Below are 17,552 nucleotides of genomic sequence, written 5' to 3'. Positions count from 1 at the left end.
AGTTTATCCCTTTTAAATATCACCGCTTGTTGCCCCGAACGTCGTGGCGTTCGGGGCTTTTTTATCAACCGCCGGTTATCAGGTGGTTGTTCTGCAACAGATCATTTAACGTGAGCTGCACATTCTCCAGCGTGACAAGGTCAGTGGATTTAAACGCGCTACCGGCGCCGTCGCGATCGACGGATATCACCGTATTGGCACCGCTGGTATGAACCTGCACAAAGTTACCCAGCGTCGCCGCCTGGTGATCCCAGCCGGTCAGCAGTTCGTGGATATCGATCTTGTCGCCCTGCGCGGTGGAGAAGTTTTGCCAGCGATCGGCGCCGTTGCCGCCGGTCGCGTCCGCGCCGTTTAACAGGTGGTAAATCAGCGTATCGCCATAGGCGGAGCCGATGAGAACATCGTTTTGGTTGGTACTGACGATTTGCGGCGCCATATCAATGGTCAATGTGGCGCTATCCGTATGACCCATCTTGTCATCCAGTTGATAGGTAAAGACCTCTTTACTGGTGATGGACGACATCGCGACGCCATTATTCAGGGTGTAGGTGTAGGCGCCATCAAGGTTAATTTGCAATGTGCCGTAATGTCCCTGAATCGTGGCGCTGGTGGTATTCGCCGCGGCGTCCAGCGTGGCGGCGCTGCCGTTATACCCGCTAATGCTCAGGCGGGTATTCACCGTATTAAGCTGATCCATCGCCCCCGCCGCATCGCTGCCATCAAAAATATTGCCGAGAACGGTATGCGTTCCGGACGTTTCAAAATTATCCAGATCGACAGTGGTGCCGATGACGCGTGGCGTGATCGTCGCCGCCCCGGCCAGGGTATTGGTGCCGGTAAAGTTAAGCGTGTACGTTCCGGCATCCAGCTCCAGGCCGCTCAGGTTAACGGTCACCGTCGCGCTGCCCAGCGTGATATTCGCCACCGGAACGGTTCCGTTGCGTATGACGGTCCCGTTCTCCTGAATGGCCCAGCTAATATTCAGATTGCCCAGCGTAATGAGCGTGGAGACATCAAAAACCAGTGACGCGCCTTTAAGTACGGTGCCCGTTGCAACGTCAAAGGTGCCGCTCCCGCTGCCCGATTTGCCGAGTAGCCCCCAACTGGCGCTGCCGACGCTGGAGTCCAGCCAGGCAGCGGTATCCTGAAGCGTGGCGACGCTAAGGGTATCGCTGACATCATTAATCGCATCCAGCGCCCTGGCGGTTGGCGTGATATTGAGCGAGGCCGTATCGGTATCGCCGTTTGGCGCTTTGACCGTATAGATAAAGCTGTCCGGCGTTTTAATGCTGTCGGCGCCGACGCCGTTCTTCAGCGTGTAGGTATAGTTGCCTCTTGCGTCAATGATGAGCGAACCATACAGCCCGTTTACCTCCGTCGTGCCGGTCGTCGCAATCGCCACGCCGTTTACTTCAGTGAGGAGGGCGTCCGTAGGGGCGACATCATTGGTCAGTACGTTGCCGGTGGTGTTGGCGGTGATACTGTCAACGGCATAGGTGTGGTCCTGGGAAATCGCCAGCGTATAGCCAGTGAGGACGCTAATGCCGCTGGCGGTATTCAGCACGAACAGGTATTCGCCGCCAGGCAACGTCAGGGTCAGCGGCTGAGACTGTCCGGCTAACAGCAGGGTGTTAATCCAGCCCTTTTGCACCCGGAACTGCTCATATTGCTGAATGGCATCGTTGAAGCGATAAACGTACAGATCGAACGTGGAAACCAGTGAGACGCCGCCGACGGTTCCCTGTAACGTCATGGTTCGCGTAGCGCCTTCTTCAACGTTAAAGATGATCGGATTAGTCATATCATCAAGCAGATTCGCGTTCAGTACATTACCAAGTCCGACGCTTAATACCGTGACGCCGCTTTGTGTCGAGGGACCGTTGTTGACGTAGCTAACGTGAGTATCAAAGACCAGCGAGGCGTTATTGTCTGTCGCTATCACGCTGCCCGGTACCGGCGCGGGACCCAGATTGATAACCAGTTGCGCGGCGCTGCTACCGACGCCATTCTGGGTAATGGTGTAGGTGAAGCTCTCTTTATGTCCGTATCCTGCCGTGGGCTTAGTCAGCGTGTAGGTGTAACTGCCATCCTGATTAATGTGCAGCGTGCCGTATTGTCCCTGGATATCCACGCCGCCCGCGCCGACCGGCGTACTGACGCCGTTGGCGTTGGTGATGGCGGTGACCGTGGTGCCCGTCGGCGCGGTATCATCAGCCATGACGTTGCCGGTACTGATGGTTGGCCCGCTAATAATACCTGCGCTGGTCTGGTGTACATCGACATCCAGGCTGGTATATGACCCGGTGGCGAGCAGACTGGTGTTATAAGTGAGTACCCGGTACTGGCCTTCGCCCAGGCCGCTCAGGTTCAGGGTAACGCCGCTCCCGGTCAGGGTAAGCAAATTCGCGAAGTCGCCAACGGCGGTGTTGACGATCGTCGTCCAGGCGCCGAGGCTGGTGTCGTAGCGCTGTACCACAATCTCCTGAGTACTGAGCAGCGAAAGCACGATTCCCGTTGCGGCGGCATCGATGGTGACGTCGCCCGTACCACCTTCAGCAATGGTGAACTCAACCTGAGCGGTATCGTTACCCAAAACCGAGGCGACATTGCCAAGCGCGCCAACCAGCAGCAGGCCGTAATCCGAATAGTTTTGCGTGCTGGTGACGGCGGTCGAAGTCAGATCAAGACTGGTGATGTTATCCCTTGCCGCTAGCGGCAGAACCGGCGCGGTAATGCCTAACGCGCCGGAGGCATTACCCGCAGCGTCAGTGGCCGTCACGTTAATGAGCTGACCTTCAATTTGTTTTGTCGGCAAGGTGAGAGACCATGCGCCGTTGCTGTCAGCGGTGGTGGTGAGCGTCACGCCGCCCGCCAGCGTGACGGTTACGGTGCTGTTTGCCTCTGCCTGTCCGGAAAGTGAACCGCCATCGGCGCTGAGCGTACCTGACGGCGTACCGGGCGCCAGCGTATCGACAATCACCGTCGCGGCGGTGGAGACGCTGCCTGTACCGTTGGCGTTAGTCGCGGTGGCGGTGAAGGCGTGGCTGCCTTCGGTCAAATTGCCTGTCGGGGTAAAGCTCCAGTTCCCGTTGGCGTTCGCCGTGGTGGTGCCGAGCAGCGCCCCGTTGTTATAAATGCTCACCGTGGCGCCCGCCTGAGCGGTACCATTCAATGTGGGTTGTGCGTCATTAGTGACCTGACCGTTGGCGATAGCGCCGGTATAAATACCCACATCATCCACTACGTTGGTGATGATCGGTGCTTCCGGCACACGCGTATCGGGCGCGGTAAATCCGGCGGCAATGCCTGTGTTGCCTGCTTTATCCTGGGCAAATGCCAGTAGCGGCTGACCATTGGTCTGCGCGGGCGTGAGTGTGGCGGTGAAGCTGCCTGTACCGTCGGCGGTGGCGGTTCCCAGTACCACACCAGTCTCAGAGGTAATCGTCACTGTACTGCCTGCTTCCGCGGTGCCCGTCACGCGATTACCGGTAGCATTGATGACCAGGTTGCCGGGCGCGCCGGGCGCAATGGTATCCACGATAATCGTTATCGATGGCGAAGCGGCGCTAACGTTGCCAGCCGCATCGGCGGCGCTAACGCTATAGGCGTGACTTCCCTGGCCGAGCGCGGCGGTTGGCGTCCAGCTCCAGTTGCCGCTGGCATTGGCGTTCACGGTCGCAACCAGCGCGCCATTATCGAAGATGCTTACCGCGCTGTTGGCTTCCGCGGTACCGTTGAGCGTCGGCTGTGTGTCGTTGGTCGATTGTCCATTGCCAATGGCGCCGGTACTGTTCGGGACATCATCAACGATGCTGGTTATAAGTGGAACCGTTGGCGCAAGGGTATCGACCACGATAGTAAAACCGCTGGTGGCCGGGCTAACGTTGCCTGCCGGGTCGGTGGCGGTCACTGTTAATGTGCGCGTGCCGTCGTTTAACCCTGTCGTCGGCGTGAAGCTCCACGCGCCGCTCGCGTTAGCAGAGGTGACGCCAAGCAGAGTGTCGCCATCATAGATACTGATCACGCTGCCCGCTTCGGCAGTGCCGTTCAGCGTGGGGCGGTTATCATTGGTTATCTGACCATTAGCGAGATTTCCTGTGACCCCGCCCGCGACGTCATCCACCACGGACGTCAGGATTGGCGTTTGCGGCGCGGTGGTATCGACCGTCAGGGTGAAAGCCGTACTGTTCGGGCTGCTGTTTCCTGCGGCATCGGTGGCCACGGCGGTGATGACGTGCGTTCCGCTTGCCAGCGTTGAGGTGGCGACGCTCCACGCGCCGTCAGGTTGAGCCGTTGTCGTGCCAATGACCGTACCATTTTCATAGAGCGTAATCGTGGCGCCGGCTTCTGCGGTGCCGCTGAAGGTTGGCGTAGGATCGTTGGTATTTTGGCCGTTCGCGATCGTGCCGAGGCCTGGCGCCTGATCGTCACTGACTGATGTGATTACCGGCGTCAGCGGCGGCGTGGTATCGACGACGAAATTAACGCTGTCTGAAACGGGACTGGCGTTGCCTGCGGCATCAACGGCAATGACGGTAATTACATGGTTGCCCGTCGCCAGAGAGGCATCGGGCGTGTAGCGCCAGCTACTGCTATTGTCGGCGGGAATTTCAGCCAGCAGCGTGCCGTTATCGTAGAGACGAATAGCTGTGTTGGCTTCACGGGTGCCGCTAATGACAGGGCGCGCCTCGTCTGTGATCTGCCCTGAACTCAGATTGCCGGTAATGGGGCCCGTACCGTCGTAGACCGTATCAATAACAGGCGCGGCGGGAGCCGTGGTATCAATAGTAAACGAGCGTATTTCGGACGCGGCGCTGGTATTGCCTGCCGCATCGGTTGCTGTCGCCGTCAGGTTCCAGACGCCCGCGCCCAGCGAGGTAGACGGTGTAAAGCTCCAGCTACCGTTGGCCTGAACTTGCGCCGTGCCGACCAGCGCGCTGCCATTATAAATCGAGATAGTTGCACCCGCCTCACCGGTACCCGAAAGTGTTGGTCGGGTTTCGTTCGTCGAGCCGCCGTTGGGGACGATGCCCGTCACCGGCGCCGTATTGTCTGCCACGCTGGCGATAACCGGCGCGGCGGGCGGTGTGGCGTCAATCGTCAGCACAAATCCGCTGGACACCGCGCTGCTATTACCCGCCGGATCGGTGGCGCTAAGGGTGAACGTGTGGCTACCGTTTGCAAGCGGCGTCTGCGGCGTGAAACTCCACGTGCCGTCGCTATTCACCGTCGTGGTACCGATGGACGCGGGATTACCGTCAAGATAGACATTAATCGTCGCGCCTGCCTCTCCGCGCCCGTTCAGGGTGGGCGTCGCATCGTTCGTTAGCTGCCCGCTAACCAGGTTGCCGGTAATACCGGGCTGGTCATCCACAACGGAGGTGAGAACCGGGATCGCCGGAGGCGTAATATCGACCACGATCGTCCACGGCGCGGAGACCGCGCTGGTATTGCCCGCCGGATCGGTAGCGCTAACCGTCAGATTATGGCTTCCCTCTGACAAATTGCGGGGCACCGGGAAGGTCCAGCTACCGTTTTCGCCTACCTGAGCCGTGCCAAGCGGCGTACCGTTATCAAAAATGGTGATTGTCGCGCCAGGTTCGCCAGTTCCGTTCAGTATTGGCTGCCGATCGTCGGTGGATTGCCCCGGTAACACCGGAACGGTCGGTTGATTGTTATCGTCAATCACGGACGTGATAACCGGCACATCTGGCGCCTGCGCGTCAATGTTCAGCGTAAAGCCGTCCGAAGGCTGGCCGCTATTGCCGGCGGGATCGGTCGCCACGGCGGTAAAGATGTGTGCGATGCTCTCCAGCGGCGCGTTCGGGGTGAAGCGCCAGTTGCCGCTTTGATCTACCGTGGCGGAACCGATTTCTACGCCGTTATCCAGAATGCGGATGGTGGCGCCTGCTTCTCCCGTTCCGTTGAGCGTCGGGCGTGAATCATTGGTGAGCGCGCCGTTATCCAGCGTACCGGTCATGCCGGGGACATCATCCGTTGCGCTGGTAATAACCGGTTGCGCCGGCGCGCTAAGATCGACAGTGATCCCGACCGGTGCGGACAGGCCGCCCGGGCCATTCGCATTGGTTGCCTGGACGGTGAAGTAATGTGTGCTTTCGCTTAATGGCGTCGCGATCTCAAAGATCCAGTTCCCGCTGGCGTCAACGGTGGCAAAGCCTGCCGAATCGCCATCAATGAAAACTTCAACGGTAGAGCCGATATCCGTGGTGCCGCGCAGTGTCGGCGTGGTGTCGTCCGTGGCGCCGCCCGCCGCAATATTCCCCTGTACTCTCCCGACATCATCTTCAATCGCCGTGATGGCCGGGACGGCGGGCAGACCGCTGTCGGAAGCGGGAAAATTCGTAGCCGGGCCGTTATTCCCCGCGCGATCGATAGCAATTGCCGTCAGCGTACCGCCATCGGTTTGCGCCGGACTGAGCGTAACGACGAATTCACCGGTGCCATTAGCGACAGCGCTGCCGACCAGGGTGCCATCGGCATGATGAATTTCAACGGTAGCGTAAGGGTCGGCAAGTCCGGCGACGCGCGTGCCATCGTCGTCCACCGTCTGGATCGTTGGCGCGGGCGGGGCGGTGATATCCACGGTAATGGTGATCGGTTGGGTTTGCGCCGTGGTATTTCCAGCGTCGTCAGTCGCGCTGAAGGTTAGCGCATGGCTGGCTTCTGACAATTCGGGCGTATTGAATGTCCAGGTCCCGTCGGTGACGAGCGCCGTCCCGATTGCCACGCCATTGTCGTAAATCGTGACGGTGCTGCCGTTTTCGCCGCTGCCGTTGATAGTCAGCGTCCGATCGTTAGTAAAGGCGCCATCGGTTAATGGCCCGGTCACTGGCGCAACATCGTCAAGGATCTCATTGACGACGGGCGGTTGCAACGGAACGGTATCGACGGTGAAGGTAAAGCTGTTCGATACGCCGCTGCTGTTTCCGGCGGCATCGGCGGCAATGGCGGTCAGGGTGTAGACGCCATCCGGCAACGCGCTGGTCACCGCTAGCGTCCAGGTGCCGGTCTCATCGACGGTGACTACGCCTAAAACGCTGCTGCCGTTATAGAGCGTAATAATGCTGCCGATGTCGCCAGTGCCGTGAATGACCGGCGTATTGTCGTCAGTGGTTGCGCCGCTGACAATAGTATCCTGGACTTCGCCGACGTTATCTTCGGCAAAAGTGATAACCGGATTGGCGGGCGCAGTGGTGTCTAGCGTAAAAGTGACTGAGGCGGAAGGTGGACTGATGTTGCCCGCTATATCGGTTTCCGTGACGGTAATGGTATAGGTTTCTGGCGTCAGTGCCGCAGGCGTAAAGTTCCAGCTACCGTTATCGCCTACCGTTGTGCGACCAATTTCACTGCCATTATTGTAGAGAATTATCGTGCTGCCGATCTCTCCCGTGCCGCTGAAGGTCGGCGTGGTATCGTTCGTTGCGCCATTATTGCCGATGTTGCCGATAACCGGCGCGACGTTATCGCTGATCAGCGGCGCGTCAGGCTGCGCTGGAGGCTGGGTATCAAGGGTAACGGAGAAAACGCCGGAGGTGGGGCTACTATTGCCTGCGGCATCCGTGGCGGTGGCCGTCAGGATGTTTAACCCTTCGCTCAGATTACGGGTTAGCGGATAGGTCCAGCTACCCTGTGGATTGACCTGGACGGTAGCCAGTTCTACGCCGTTATTGTACAGGGTGATGATGGCGCCGGGTTCGCCGGTGCCGCTGAGGGTCGGCATACGCTGATTGGTAATACTGCCGTTTGCCAGTAGCACCTCGCCTTCTCCGCCGGTGATGGCGGCTGACACGATCTGCGGCGCATCCGGTGCCTGGGTATCGATGCGTAGGGTAAAGCTGATGGATTCGGGACTTTCGTTCCCCGCCGGATCGTTGGCGCGAGCGGTCAGAAGGTGGTCGCCGTCGCCCAGCGCGGCAGGCGGCGTAAACTGCCAGCGCCCGTCCGTGCCGACCAGCGCCTGACCTATGGCATTGCCATTATCGTAAAGGATGATTGTGTCGCCTGCGGTGCCGCTACCGCTCAACCGGGGCTGGGATTCCTGGGTAATCTGATTGGTATCAATCGTATTTCCGTCGCCGTCAGCTACGCCGATAACGCCGGGAGCGGCAGGGGCCTGGGTATCAATGGTAATCGTAAAATCGGTCGAAAAAGGCGTGGTGTTGCCGTTACTGTCGCTGGCCGTCACGGTAAAGGTGTAGGTGTCGTCCGCCAGTGGCGAGGCCGTGGTGTAGGCGTAGCTCCAGACGCCGGAATTACCGACGATAATATCTGCTATCCGGGCGCCATTCTGATACAGGTGTACTGTGGAACCCGGTTCACCTGTACCATTAATCGTTGGCGTGCTGTCGTTAGTGAGCCCCAGATGCGCGACGCTACCGAGAATACCCGGCGCATCATCTGTAATGAAGGTGATTACCGGTTGCTGCGGCGATTGCGTATCGACCACCAGGTCGAATGACGCGGCCGGACTGGCATTGCCTTTAGCGTCGGTTGCGATTACGGTCAGTCGATGCGCGCCTTCACCTAAATTTTGCGACGGCGTAAACGTCCAGCCGCCGTTGGGCTGTAGCGTGGCGAGTCCCAGCGAAACGCCGTTATCAAAAATTTCGACACGCGCGCCAGCCTCCGTCGTACCGCTAAGGGTGGGGCGGTTGTCATTGGTGGTTTGTCCGTTAACCAGCGGCCCGGTGAAGCTTTCAACATCGTCCAGCACCTGAGTGATAATGGGCTTATCCGGGGCGGTGATATCGGGCGCTTGCGCTGTAGTTGGCGGGCTGACGTTGTTGGCGCTGTCGGTGGCGGTGACGGTAACCTGTTCGCCGTTGGTCTGTGCGGGGACGAGGGGAAGGGTAAAATGACCTTCGCCATCTGCTTTGCCGCTGCCAAGCGGCGTGCCGTCCGGCGTGGCGATCGTGATGGCGCTACCCGGTTCGGCGGTGCCGCTGATACTGGCGCCATCCTCACTAATTACCACGTTTTTCGGCATTTCCGGCGCGGTACTGTCCGGCGCGATAACCGTCGCGGCGGCGCTTTCGTTTTTCGCGACATCGGTGGCGGTAGCGATAAGCGCCTGGCCGTTAGTCTGCGCCGTATTCAGCGGAACGATAAATTGTCCGTTGCCGTTAGCGACGGCGCTGCCAAGTACGGTGTTGCTACTGTCGCGGATAGTGACCGTTGCCCCGGCTTCCGCCTGACCGCTTACGGACAGACCGTCGGTCGCCACGGTAAGACCGTCCGGTGCCGCAGGCGCAGTTTTATCCGGCGCGTTCAGCGTTTCTACCGGACCGCTATTCGCGGCTTTATCGGTAACGCTAATGCTTAATGTTTCGCCGTTAATTTTCGCCGGGCTAATACCTATTGAGAAGGTACCGTCGTCGCCTGCTGTTCCACTACCGAGCGTATTTCCCTGGCTGTCTTTGATAACCACAGTACTGCCAGCTTCCGTAGTGCCGGTAAGTCTGTCGCCGACGTCGCTAACCGCCAGGCCTTCCAGCACCGGCGGCTGCGTGTCGATATCAATGGTAAAGGAGACGGACTGCCCGCTGGTGCCGCGATCGTTGGTCGCGGTAGCGGTAAAGACATGGTCGCCATCGGCAAGTGCCAGCGAGGGGGTAAAGCTCCATTTGCCGTCAGCGTCAGCGACAATGGGCGGAAAGGTCGGTACAGGAAAGCCATTATCGTTAATCGATATCGTACTGCCTGGTTCAGCAGTACCGCTGAGGGTTGGGCGGTTATCATCTGTGGCATCGCCATTTTTCAGCAGCCCGGTAACGGCGCCAGCGTCATCCGTCACGGTAAGGATAGTCGGCTGGGCAGGATACTGTGAGTCAGAAGCGGTAAACTCCGTGGCAGGGCCGATGTTACCGACGGCGTCCTGAATACGCGCTTCCAGACGCTCGCCGTGGGTCTGAGCCGGATTCAGCGTGATGCTGAAGTGGTTATTTTCTCCGGTAATCGTGGAGCCCAGGTAATTTCCCGCCGGGTCATAGATCGACACGGTACTGCCAGCTTCAGCGGTGCCGCTAACGGTTGTGCCGTCTTTCGCAACATTATCAATGGTAGCGGCGTCCGGTGGCGTGGTGTCCACAATGATAGTAGGCGTTGTCGTCACGCGGCTCGCGTTTCCGGCTTTGTCGCTTTGTTCGACGGTAAAGGTATGTTCGCCATCGCTTAACGGCGTAGTCGGCGTAAAGGTCCAGCGTCCATTTTCGTCTACGGTAGCGCTGCCGATAACGGTTGAACCCTCTTTAATCGTGATGGTATTGCCTGCCTCTCCCTGCCCGGAAAAGAGCGGTTTTGCCTCGTCAGTTCGGTCATTATTCTGTAGCGGCCCGGTGAGCAAACCGGTGTTATCGGCAATCAGTTCAACACGTGGGGCATCGGGGATGAGTGTGTCAATAGTCAGCGTAAAGCGGGCTGATTCGCTACTTTCGCCTTTAACGTTAGTCGCAATGGCGGTGAAATGATTTTCCCCATCCGCTAGCGCGCTGGTAATGGCAAAACGCCAGCTTCCGCTGCTATCAACCGTTGTGGAGCCTATTTCCTGACCATTGGCGTAAATATGGATGACTGTGCCTGCGCTGCCGGTTCCCTCCAGCGTGGGGGTATTGTCGTTCGTAAACTGATTATTGCTCAGCGTGCCGGTGAGGGGAGCGGCATCATCGATAGCGGCGGTGATAGCTGGTGTATCGGGGAGAGGAATGTTGGGCGCATCAATGGTTGCGGATGGGCCGGTATTGCCGGCATCGTCAGTCGCGGTCACGGTAAGTTGTTCGCCGCTAAGCTGTGGCGCTGTCAAATCAATACTAAATTTACCGTCGCTATCCGCTTTGCCTTCGCCAACGACGTTACCTGAAGGATCTTTGATGGTAATGGTACTGCCCGCTTCGGCCTCGCCGCTCACCGTTTTTCCGTCCGCTGAAATCAACAAGTTGCCGGGAGCGAGAGGTGGGGGGGTATCTACAGGATTACTGCTACCTGGAGTATTGCCGTTAGGGTTACTGCCGCCGGGATTGCTGTTATCAGGGGGATTACCGTCAGGATTGGTGTTATCGGGGGGCGGATTATCGCCATCCGAATGATGGTGGGAATCGCCGCCGCCGGAAGACGCGATAGCGGCAATGCCGCCAGCCGCCACCGCACCAGCCAGTACCCACGGCCAAACGGCGCCGCCTGCTTCATGGGAAGCGCCAGAAGTGACCAGCAGCTCATTAATATCAGCGATTTGTTCAAAATGTAGCCCGGCTTGCGGATTTTCTACCCACCATAACGTGCCATCGTTTTCCGCCAGTACCAGCTGGCTTGCGCCCAGATCGTTGGTAACGTAAAAGTTTTTAATCGTGATCGTTTCGCCGGAATGGAGCGTCACCACCAGATCCTGATTAATGCGCGTAAGTTGACTAATTTCCTCCCGGGCCACTGATAATTTAACAATTGACGGGGCGTTAAGAGTGACCGCTGAGGATTCCACAGTGGTGGAGACGCCAGTCAATTTCGAAACCACGGCGAGTAGACGCATAAATTAGCTCCTGATGGATTTGCTCTGTGTATTAATTAACGGGCACGACGTTCAGGGAAAAATGCGTAGACGAGCCTTCCCGTTCATCATGAGAGATGAATTTCCGTAGCCATATTCTTTTTTATGAGCGTAGGTGAAGGTCTGGTTTTCTCGCCGAATAACCCTTTATTTTTTGTGCCTGACTAGTGCTTTCGTATTAGATGATATAGTCAGAAAAAAATCTTTCTGCAAATTAAGATCTATTGATAAAGGTGTTAGTGCGTCTGAAATATAACGGAGTTTGTGTTAAGGAGAGGTGGGGTAGGCTAACAATGCATGATGATTTTTTATTTATCTTTATGTTTTATAATGAATTTTAATTTCTTCTTCTTTTTCTTTTTTAACATAAAAACAATACCTTTTGTGAAGGTATTCAGCAATATTAAATTTTATAAAAATCATTTGAAGTATTGTGTTATTAGGCTATAAAAATTTTTTAAACGAAGAATATATTCTTGTTGTGGTATTTATTGCTATTGATAAGCGTCAGACACAGAGAATATATTTTCAAGGCATGAATGAAATATGAATATTGACCAGCTTCATACTGAGAAGCTGGTCACAAAAAATGTCTATTATCGGCCTGCATTTTTCATAATGCGTGCTTTATCCAGTTGCCACTCACGTTCTTTAAGATCGGAACGTTTATCATGTTGTTTTTTACCTTTCGCCACGCCGATCTTCACTTTGCACCAGGCATTTTTCCAGTACAGAGAAAGCGCGACGACAGTATAACCTTCACGATTAATACGGCCATACAGCGAATCAAGCTCACGCTGATTTAACAACAGTTTGCGGGTTCGGGTTGGGTCGCATACAACATGTGTCGAGGCGACCGCCATCGGCGTAAAGTTTGCGCCAAACAGCCAGGCCTCGCCATCTTTGAGGATAACGTAACTGTCGCCGATATTGGCTTTTCCTGCGCGCAGAGATTTTACTTCCCAGCCTTGCAGGGCGAGACCAGCCTCGAACTCTTCTTCGATAAAGTATTCGTGCCGGGCGCGCTTATTCAGCGCGATGGTGGCTGAGCCCGGTTTATGTGCTTTTTTCTTCGTCATAAGTGTCGTGAATTCATAGGTAATCTGATATCGAAAACACCCCATTACGTCCTGATGAGGTGCAAAAATCTATCTTAGCATGAGTTGGGCTATGCACGCACAATTAAGGCATGACGGTTGGGGACAGCATTTTTTTTACTCGCTGATAAGTGGTATTATTTACACGATTTATGTTGATGGGAATTGCTATGCCTCAGATTAGTCGGACTGCTTTAGTTCCCTACAGTGCGGAACAGATGTATCAGTTAGTGAATGACGTGCAATCGTATCCCCAGTTTTTGCCTGGGTGTGTTGGCAGTCGTGTCCTGGAGTCATCGCCAGCACAGATGACGGCGGCTGTTGACGTGTCGAAGGCGGGTATCAGCAAGACGTTTACGACGCGTAATCAGCTAACGCGTAACCAGAGCATTCTGATGCATTTGGTGGATGGCCCCTTTAAAAAGCTGATCGGCGGCTGGAAATTTACCCCGCTCAGCCCCGAGGCGTGCCGCATTGAGTTTCAGCTTGATTTTGAGTTTACCAATAAACTCATTGAGCTGGCGTTTGGTCGTATATTCAAAGAGTTAGCGTCCAACATGGTGCAGGCGTTTACGGTTCGCGCCAAAGAGGTTTACCGTGCCGGATAAACTTGTGGTTGAAGTGGCTTATGCGCTGCCGGAAAAGCAGTATTTGCAGCGCGTAACGCTGGAGGAGGGCGCGACGGTCGAAGAGGCGATTCGCGCTTCCGGCTTGCTGGAATTGCGCACGGATATCGATCTGGCGAAAAATAAAGTGGGTATCTATAGTCGTCCGGTAAAACTCACCGATACGGTGCAGGATGGCGATCGGGTTGAAATTTACCGTCCCTTAATCGCCGATCCAAAAGCATTACGCCGCCAGCGCGCCGAAAAATCGGCTGGCAGATAATTAGCCTCTTTTGCCGGATAACGGTGTGGAAGCCGTACCACACCTGAAGCACAGGTGTGCCTGTAAGCCAGATAAACGTAGCGCCATCAGGCAAATTCGTACCAAATGGCGGGGGAGAGGTTTGCAGGCCTGATGAACGTAACCTCATCAGGCGGTATCACAAAATTACTTCGTCAACGCCGGTTTGTTATCAATATTGGTTAACACGCCGCTGCTGTTAAAGGTGAGCGTCAGAGTCTGCTGCGTCACGTTCTCATGTCCTGGCTGCTGGCGGAAGACATAAAACCAGGTGTTCGTACCAAAAGGATCGGTCATCATCGGCGTGCCTAAAGCATACGCAACCTGTTGTTGCGTCATACCAACACGCACTTTGGCGACATCCGTAGGTGTAAGATAGTTCCCCTGATTGATGTCAGGTCGGTAAACCACTCGCTCCAGAGTGGAACAGCCTGCGGTCAACATCAGGAGTACTGCTGCGGCAGCAGTCAGCGTTTTACAGCGCATAGTGATTGGGTTCCTTTTCGGGCCTGAGCAGTACGTGGCTCATATTAATATGCCGATGATAATAGACCTTTCATCACTTTAAAACCTTTTGCTGTCGGGTCTTACGGCGTTTTTGTTGTGAACTCAGACCTTCGGGAGATAAAAAAGTTTACGCCGCCAGCAGTTCTTTTGCGTTTGCCAGCGTATTACGCGTAACTTCACTTCCTCCCAACAGGCGGGCCAGTTCCTGTAAACGCGCACGTTTATCCAAAGGTTGCATATGGGTTTCGGTCATTGCCCCGTCTGTTTCTTTACTGACAAAGAAGTGCTGGTGACCGCACCCGGCTACCTGTGGCAGGTGAGTGACGCACATCACCTGAGTGGATTCGCCAAGCTGACGCAGGAGTTTACCGACCACGGCGGCGGTTGGGCCGCTGATGCCAACATCGACCTCGTCAAAAATTAGCGCCGGCGTTTCCATTTTGCGCGCGGTAATCACCTGAATAGCCAGCGCAATGCGCGACAGTTCACCGCCAGACGCGACTTTAGCGATAGGCTGCAGCGGCTGACCTGGGTTTGTCGTCACTTTAAACTCCACGCGATCGGCGCCGTCGTTGCTCAGATGATGCTCATCAAATTTCACGTCGATAGTAAACAGACCGTGCGGCATCGAAAGTAAATGCATACTTTCAGTGATCAACTGCCCCAGCTCCTGGGCGTAAAACTGACGCTGTTGATGTAGCGCTTGCGCCGTTTCCAGCGCTTGTTGGTGATGCTTATTAACCGCCAGCGTTAGCGTTTCCAGCGAATCGGCCTGATCGTCGAGCTGCTGCTGTTCTTCGAGCAGTGACTGATAAAGCTGCGGCAGCGCTTCCGGGCTGACGTGATGTTTTCGCGCCAGCGAAATTTGTTTAGCGATGCGCTGTTCAAGCTCAAACAGGCGATTGGGGTCTAAATCCAGACGCTCGCAATAGTGCCGTAATTCATCGCTGGCTTCGGTGAGTTGGATAGTGGCTTCTTCCAGCATATCCAGGATGCCGGAAAGCTTGCTGTCCATACCCACCAGCTCGCTAACCAGTTGTTTTGCGCTATATAACTGGCTTTGCAGGTTAACGTCTTCGCCGTCCGCGAGTAGCGCCAGAGCGTTCTGGCTGGTCGTAAGCAACTGCCCGCTGTTGGCCAGCCGTTTGTACTCTTCGTCAATTTGCTCGAATTCGCCGGCCTGCGGATTAAAGTCGTTCAACTCTTTTAACTGATATTGCAGCAGTTCCGCGCGCGCGGCGCGTTCCTGGCTTTGTTGCTGGTGATGGGCGAGATCGCGGCAGCTTTGATGCCATAATTGGTAGCGAGCAGCCATCTGCTGCGCTAAAGCGGCTTCGTTGGCATAGCTATCCAGCAGCGATTTTTGCTGTTCGGGTTTGGTAAGCTGCTGGTGCGCATGTTGACCGTGAATTTGAATCAGCAACTGACCGAGCTCGCGCAATTGAGACAGGGGCACAGCGGTGCCGTTAATAAAGCCCCGTGAGCGGCCATCGCTGCTGATAACGCGGCGAAGTAAGCATTCGCGACCTTCTTCAAGCTGGTTTTCTTCCAGCCAGCGCAATGCCGCAGGCGTGTCTTTCAGCGCAAAGCGGGCACACAAATCGGCGCGGGTCGCTCCGGTACGGACCATATCGGCCTCAGCGCGACCGCCCAGACACAGACCCAGGGCATCAATCGCAATAGATTTACCCGCGCCGGTTTCACCAGTAATGACGGTCATTCCGCTCTGAAAATCGATCTCAAGCTCACGAACGATAGCAAAATTGCTGATGGTCAGTTGCGCCAACATAGCTGTTTTCCTGTATGAAAAACCATGACTGTAATTAAATACAGTATAAACTGGTTTTTTATACAGTAAAGAGGCTAACGTAAAATTAGAATAATTTTTTTGACCAACCGAGTTTTGTGCTTAATGTATTGAAATAGCTATAGTCTTTGGGATGTATGAGGTTGAGATGGTAATCGCAGCGGCGAATCAGCACATCTTCTCCTTCCTGAATAGGCAGCGCTATCTGGCTGTCGCAGCTAATTTCCAGATCGCTACGGCGATGCGAAAAACGCAGACGAATCGTGCTACTGCTGTTAATGACTAACGGGCGCGCCGACAAGGTATGCGGGAACATCGGCACCAGGGTGATTGCATCCAGTGAAGGGGTCAGAATAGGGCCGCCTGCGGAGAGCGAATAGGCGGTGGAGCCTGTCGGCGTAGAAATGATCAGACCATCAGACCGCTGTGAAAAAGCGAAGGTTTCATCAATATAAACCTCGAATTCGATCATATGCGCCACTTTTCCCGGATGCAGCACCACTTCATTAATGGCTGTGCTGATACGCTTCTGGCGGTCCTGTTGGCAGACCTGCGCTTCCAGCAGAAAACGTTTTTCGGAGATATAGCGACCTTCCAGCACATCAGATAATTGTTGCAGGGCGTTGTCCGGATCGAGATCGGTCAGGAAGCCAAGATTACCGCGGTTAATGCCAATCACATTGATGTCATAACGCGCCAGCGTACGCGCTGCGCCAAGCATATTGCCGTCGCCGCCCACGACTACCGCCAGATCCGCCTGTTGACCAATTTCCGCCAACGTGCCGGTTGGCACATTTTTTAGCTGTAATTCGTGGGCGATTTGTTGCTCCACAATGACCTCATAACCCTGATCGCATAGCCAACGGTAGAGCATTTCATGTGTCGTGAGTGCGGTGGGATGACGCGGATGCCCCACAATGCCGATACACTTGAAATGATTATTCATTTTTCTGAGGTCCTTGTAGCGAAGATTGATGACAATGTGAGTACTTCCCTTGAAACCCTGAATCTGATCCCCATAATAAGCGAAGTTAGCGAGATGAATGCGAAAAAAAACGCGGAGAAATTCATGAGTAGTAAAGAACAGAAAACGCCTGAGGGGCAAGCCCCGGAAGAAATTATCATGGATCAGCACGAAGAGGTTGAGGCAGTTGAACCAAACGATTCTGCTGAGCAGGTGGATCCGCGCGATGAAAAAATTGCGAATCTGGAAGTTCAGCTTGCAGAAGCCCAGACTCGCGAACGCGACACCGTGTTGCGTATCAAAGCGGAAATGGAAAACCTGCGCCGTCGTACTGAACAGGATATCGAAAAAGCGCATAAATTCGCTCTCGAGAAGTTCGTCAACGAATTGCTGCCGGTAATCGATAGCCTGGATCGCGCGCTGGAAGTTGCAGACAAAGCCAATCCGGATATGGCGGCAATGGTCGAAGGGATTGAGCTGACGCTGAAGTCTATGCTGGATGTGGTGCGTAAGTTCGGCGTGGAAGTGATTGCTGAGACCAACGTGCCGCTGGACCCGAACGTGCATCAGGCGATTGCGATGGTGGAGTCGGAAGAGGTTCCGGCAGGCAATGTGCTAGGTATTATGCAGAAAGGCTATACGCTGAACGGTCGTACCATTCGCGCGGCGATGGTGACTGTAGCGAAGGCGAAGTAAAAATCTGATGGCCGATGT

At 55.4% G+C, this 17,552-nt stretch carries 8 protein-coding genes; 3 read left to right on the top strand and 5 right to left on the bottom strand.

Translation table 11 applies throughout. From position 1 onward, the window contains the following. Window positions 1-64: 64 nt before the first annotated feature. Together bapA and smpB are read right to left on the bottom strand one after the other, a co-directional pair. On the bottom strand, window positions 65-11,539 hold the full coding sequence (bapA, locus tag ABVM99_RS04365) for a biofilm-associated protein BapA (protein ID WP_023194788.1): 11,475 nt from the start codon (window positions 11,537-11,539) through the stop codon (window positions 65-67). A 614-nt stretch (window positions 11,540-12,153) separates the two neighbouring features. Further along, window positions 12,154-12,636 (bottom strand): SsrA-binding protein SmpB, encoded by a 483-nt coding sequence (gene smpB / locus ABVM99_RS04360; RefSeq protein ID WP_001518569.1) that lies wholly within the window; start codon window positions 12,634-12,636, stop codon window positions 12,154-12,156. 188 nt (window positions 12,637-12,824) lie between these two features. Here smpB and ABVM99_RS04355 point away from each other — a divergent pair, with 188 nt between their 5' ends. Continuing rightward, complete coding sequence (locus ABVM99_RS04355) at window positions 12,825-13,262, top strand: type II toxin-antitoxin system RatA family toxin (RefSeq protein WP_001537508.1); 438 nt, start codon at window positions 12,825-12,827, stop codon at window positions 13,260-13,262. Then, on the top strand, window positions 13,252-13,542 hold the full coding sequence (locus tag ABVM99_RS04350) for an RnfH family protein (protein ID WP_001112990.1): 291 nt from the start codon (window positions 13,252-13,254) through the stop codon (window positions 13,540-13,542). The genes ABVM99_RS04355 and ABVM99_RS04350 overlap by 11 nt, the downstream gene beginning before the upstream one ends. Before the next feature lie 165 nt (window positions 13,543-13,707). Here ABVM99_RS04350 and bamE read toward each other — a convergent pair whose 3' ends face one another. The 3 genes from bamE to nadK form a co-directional block, all read right to left on the bottom strand. After that, window positions 13,708-14,046 (bottom strand): outer membrane protein assembly factor BamE, encoded by a 339-nt coding sequence (gene bamE / locus ABVM99_RS04345; RefSeq protein ID WP_001203445.1) that lies wholly within the window; start codon window positions 14,044-14,046, stop codon window positions 13,708-13,710. 148 nt (window positions 14,047-14,194) lie between these two features. Then, window positions 14,195-15,856, bottom strand: a complete 1,662-nt coding sequence (recN, locus tag ABVM99_RS04340; RefSeq protein ID WP_000880965.1) for a DNA repair protein RecN — start codon at window positions 15,854-15,856, stop codon at window positions 14,195-14,197. Window positions 15,857-15,941: 85 nt separating this feature from the next. Then, window positions 15,942-16,820, bottom strand: coding sequence for an NAD(+) kinase (nadK, locus tag ABVM99_RS04335; RefSeq protein WP_001059155.1), 879 nt, complete (start codon window positions 16,818-16,820; stop codon window positions 15,942-15,944). Window positions 16,821-16,943: 123 nt separating this feature from the next. Here nadK and grpE point away from each other — a divergent pair, with 123 nt between their 5' ends. Then, complete coding sequence (gene grpE, locus ABVM99_RS04330) at window positions 16,944-17,534, top strand: nucleotide exchange factor GrpE (RefSeq protein ID WP_001518875.1); 591 nt, start codon at window positions 16,944-16,946, stop codon at window positions 17,532-17,534. Window positions 17,535-17,552 lie beyond the last annotated feature (18 nt).

It is taken from the genome of Salmonella sp. SJTUF15591, assembly GCF_043356435.1.
Lineage (GTDB): Bacteria > Pseudomonadota > Gammaproteobacteria > Enterobacterales > Enterobacteriaceae > Salmonella > Salmonella enterica.
The sequence above is the reverse complement of the archived record's forward strand: the minus strand, read 5'-3'. Positions and strand labels throughout refer to the sequence as shown.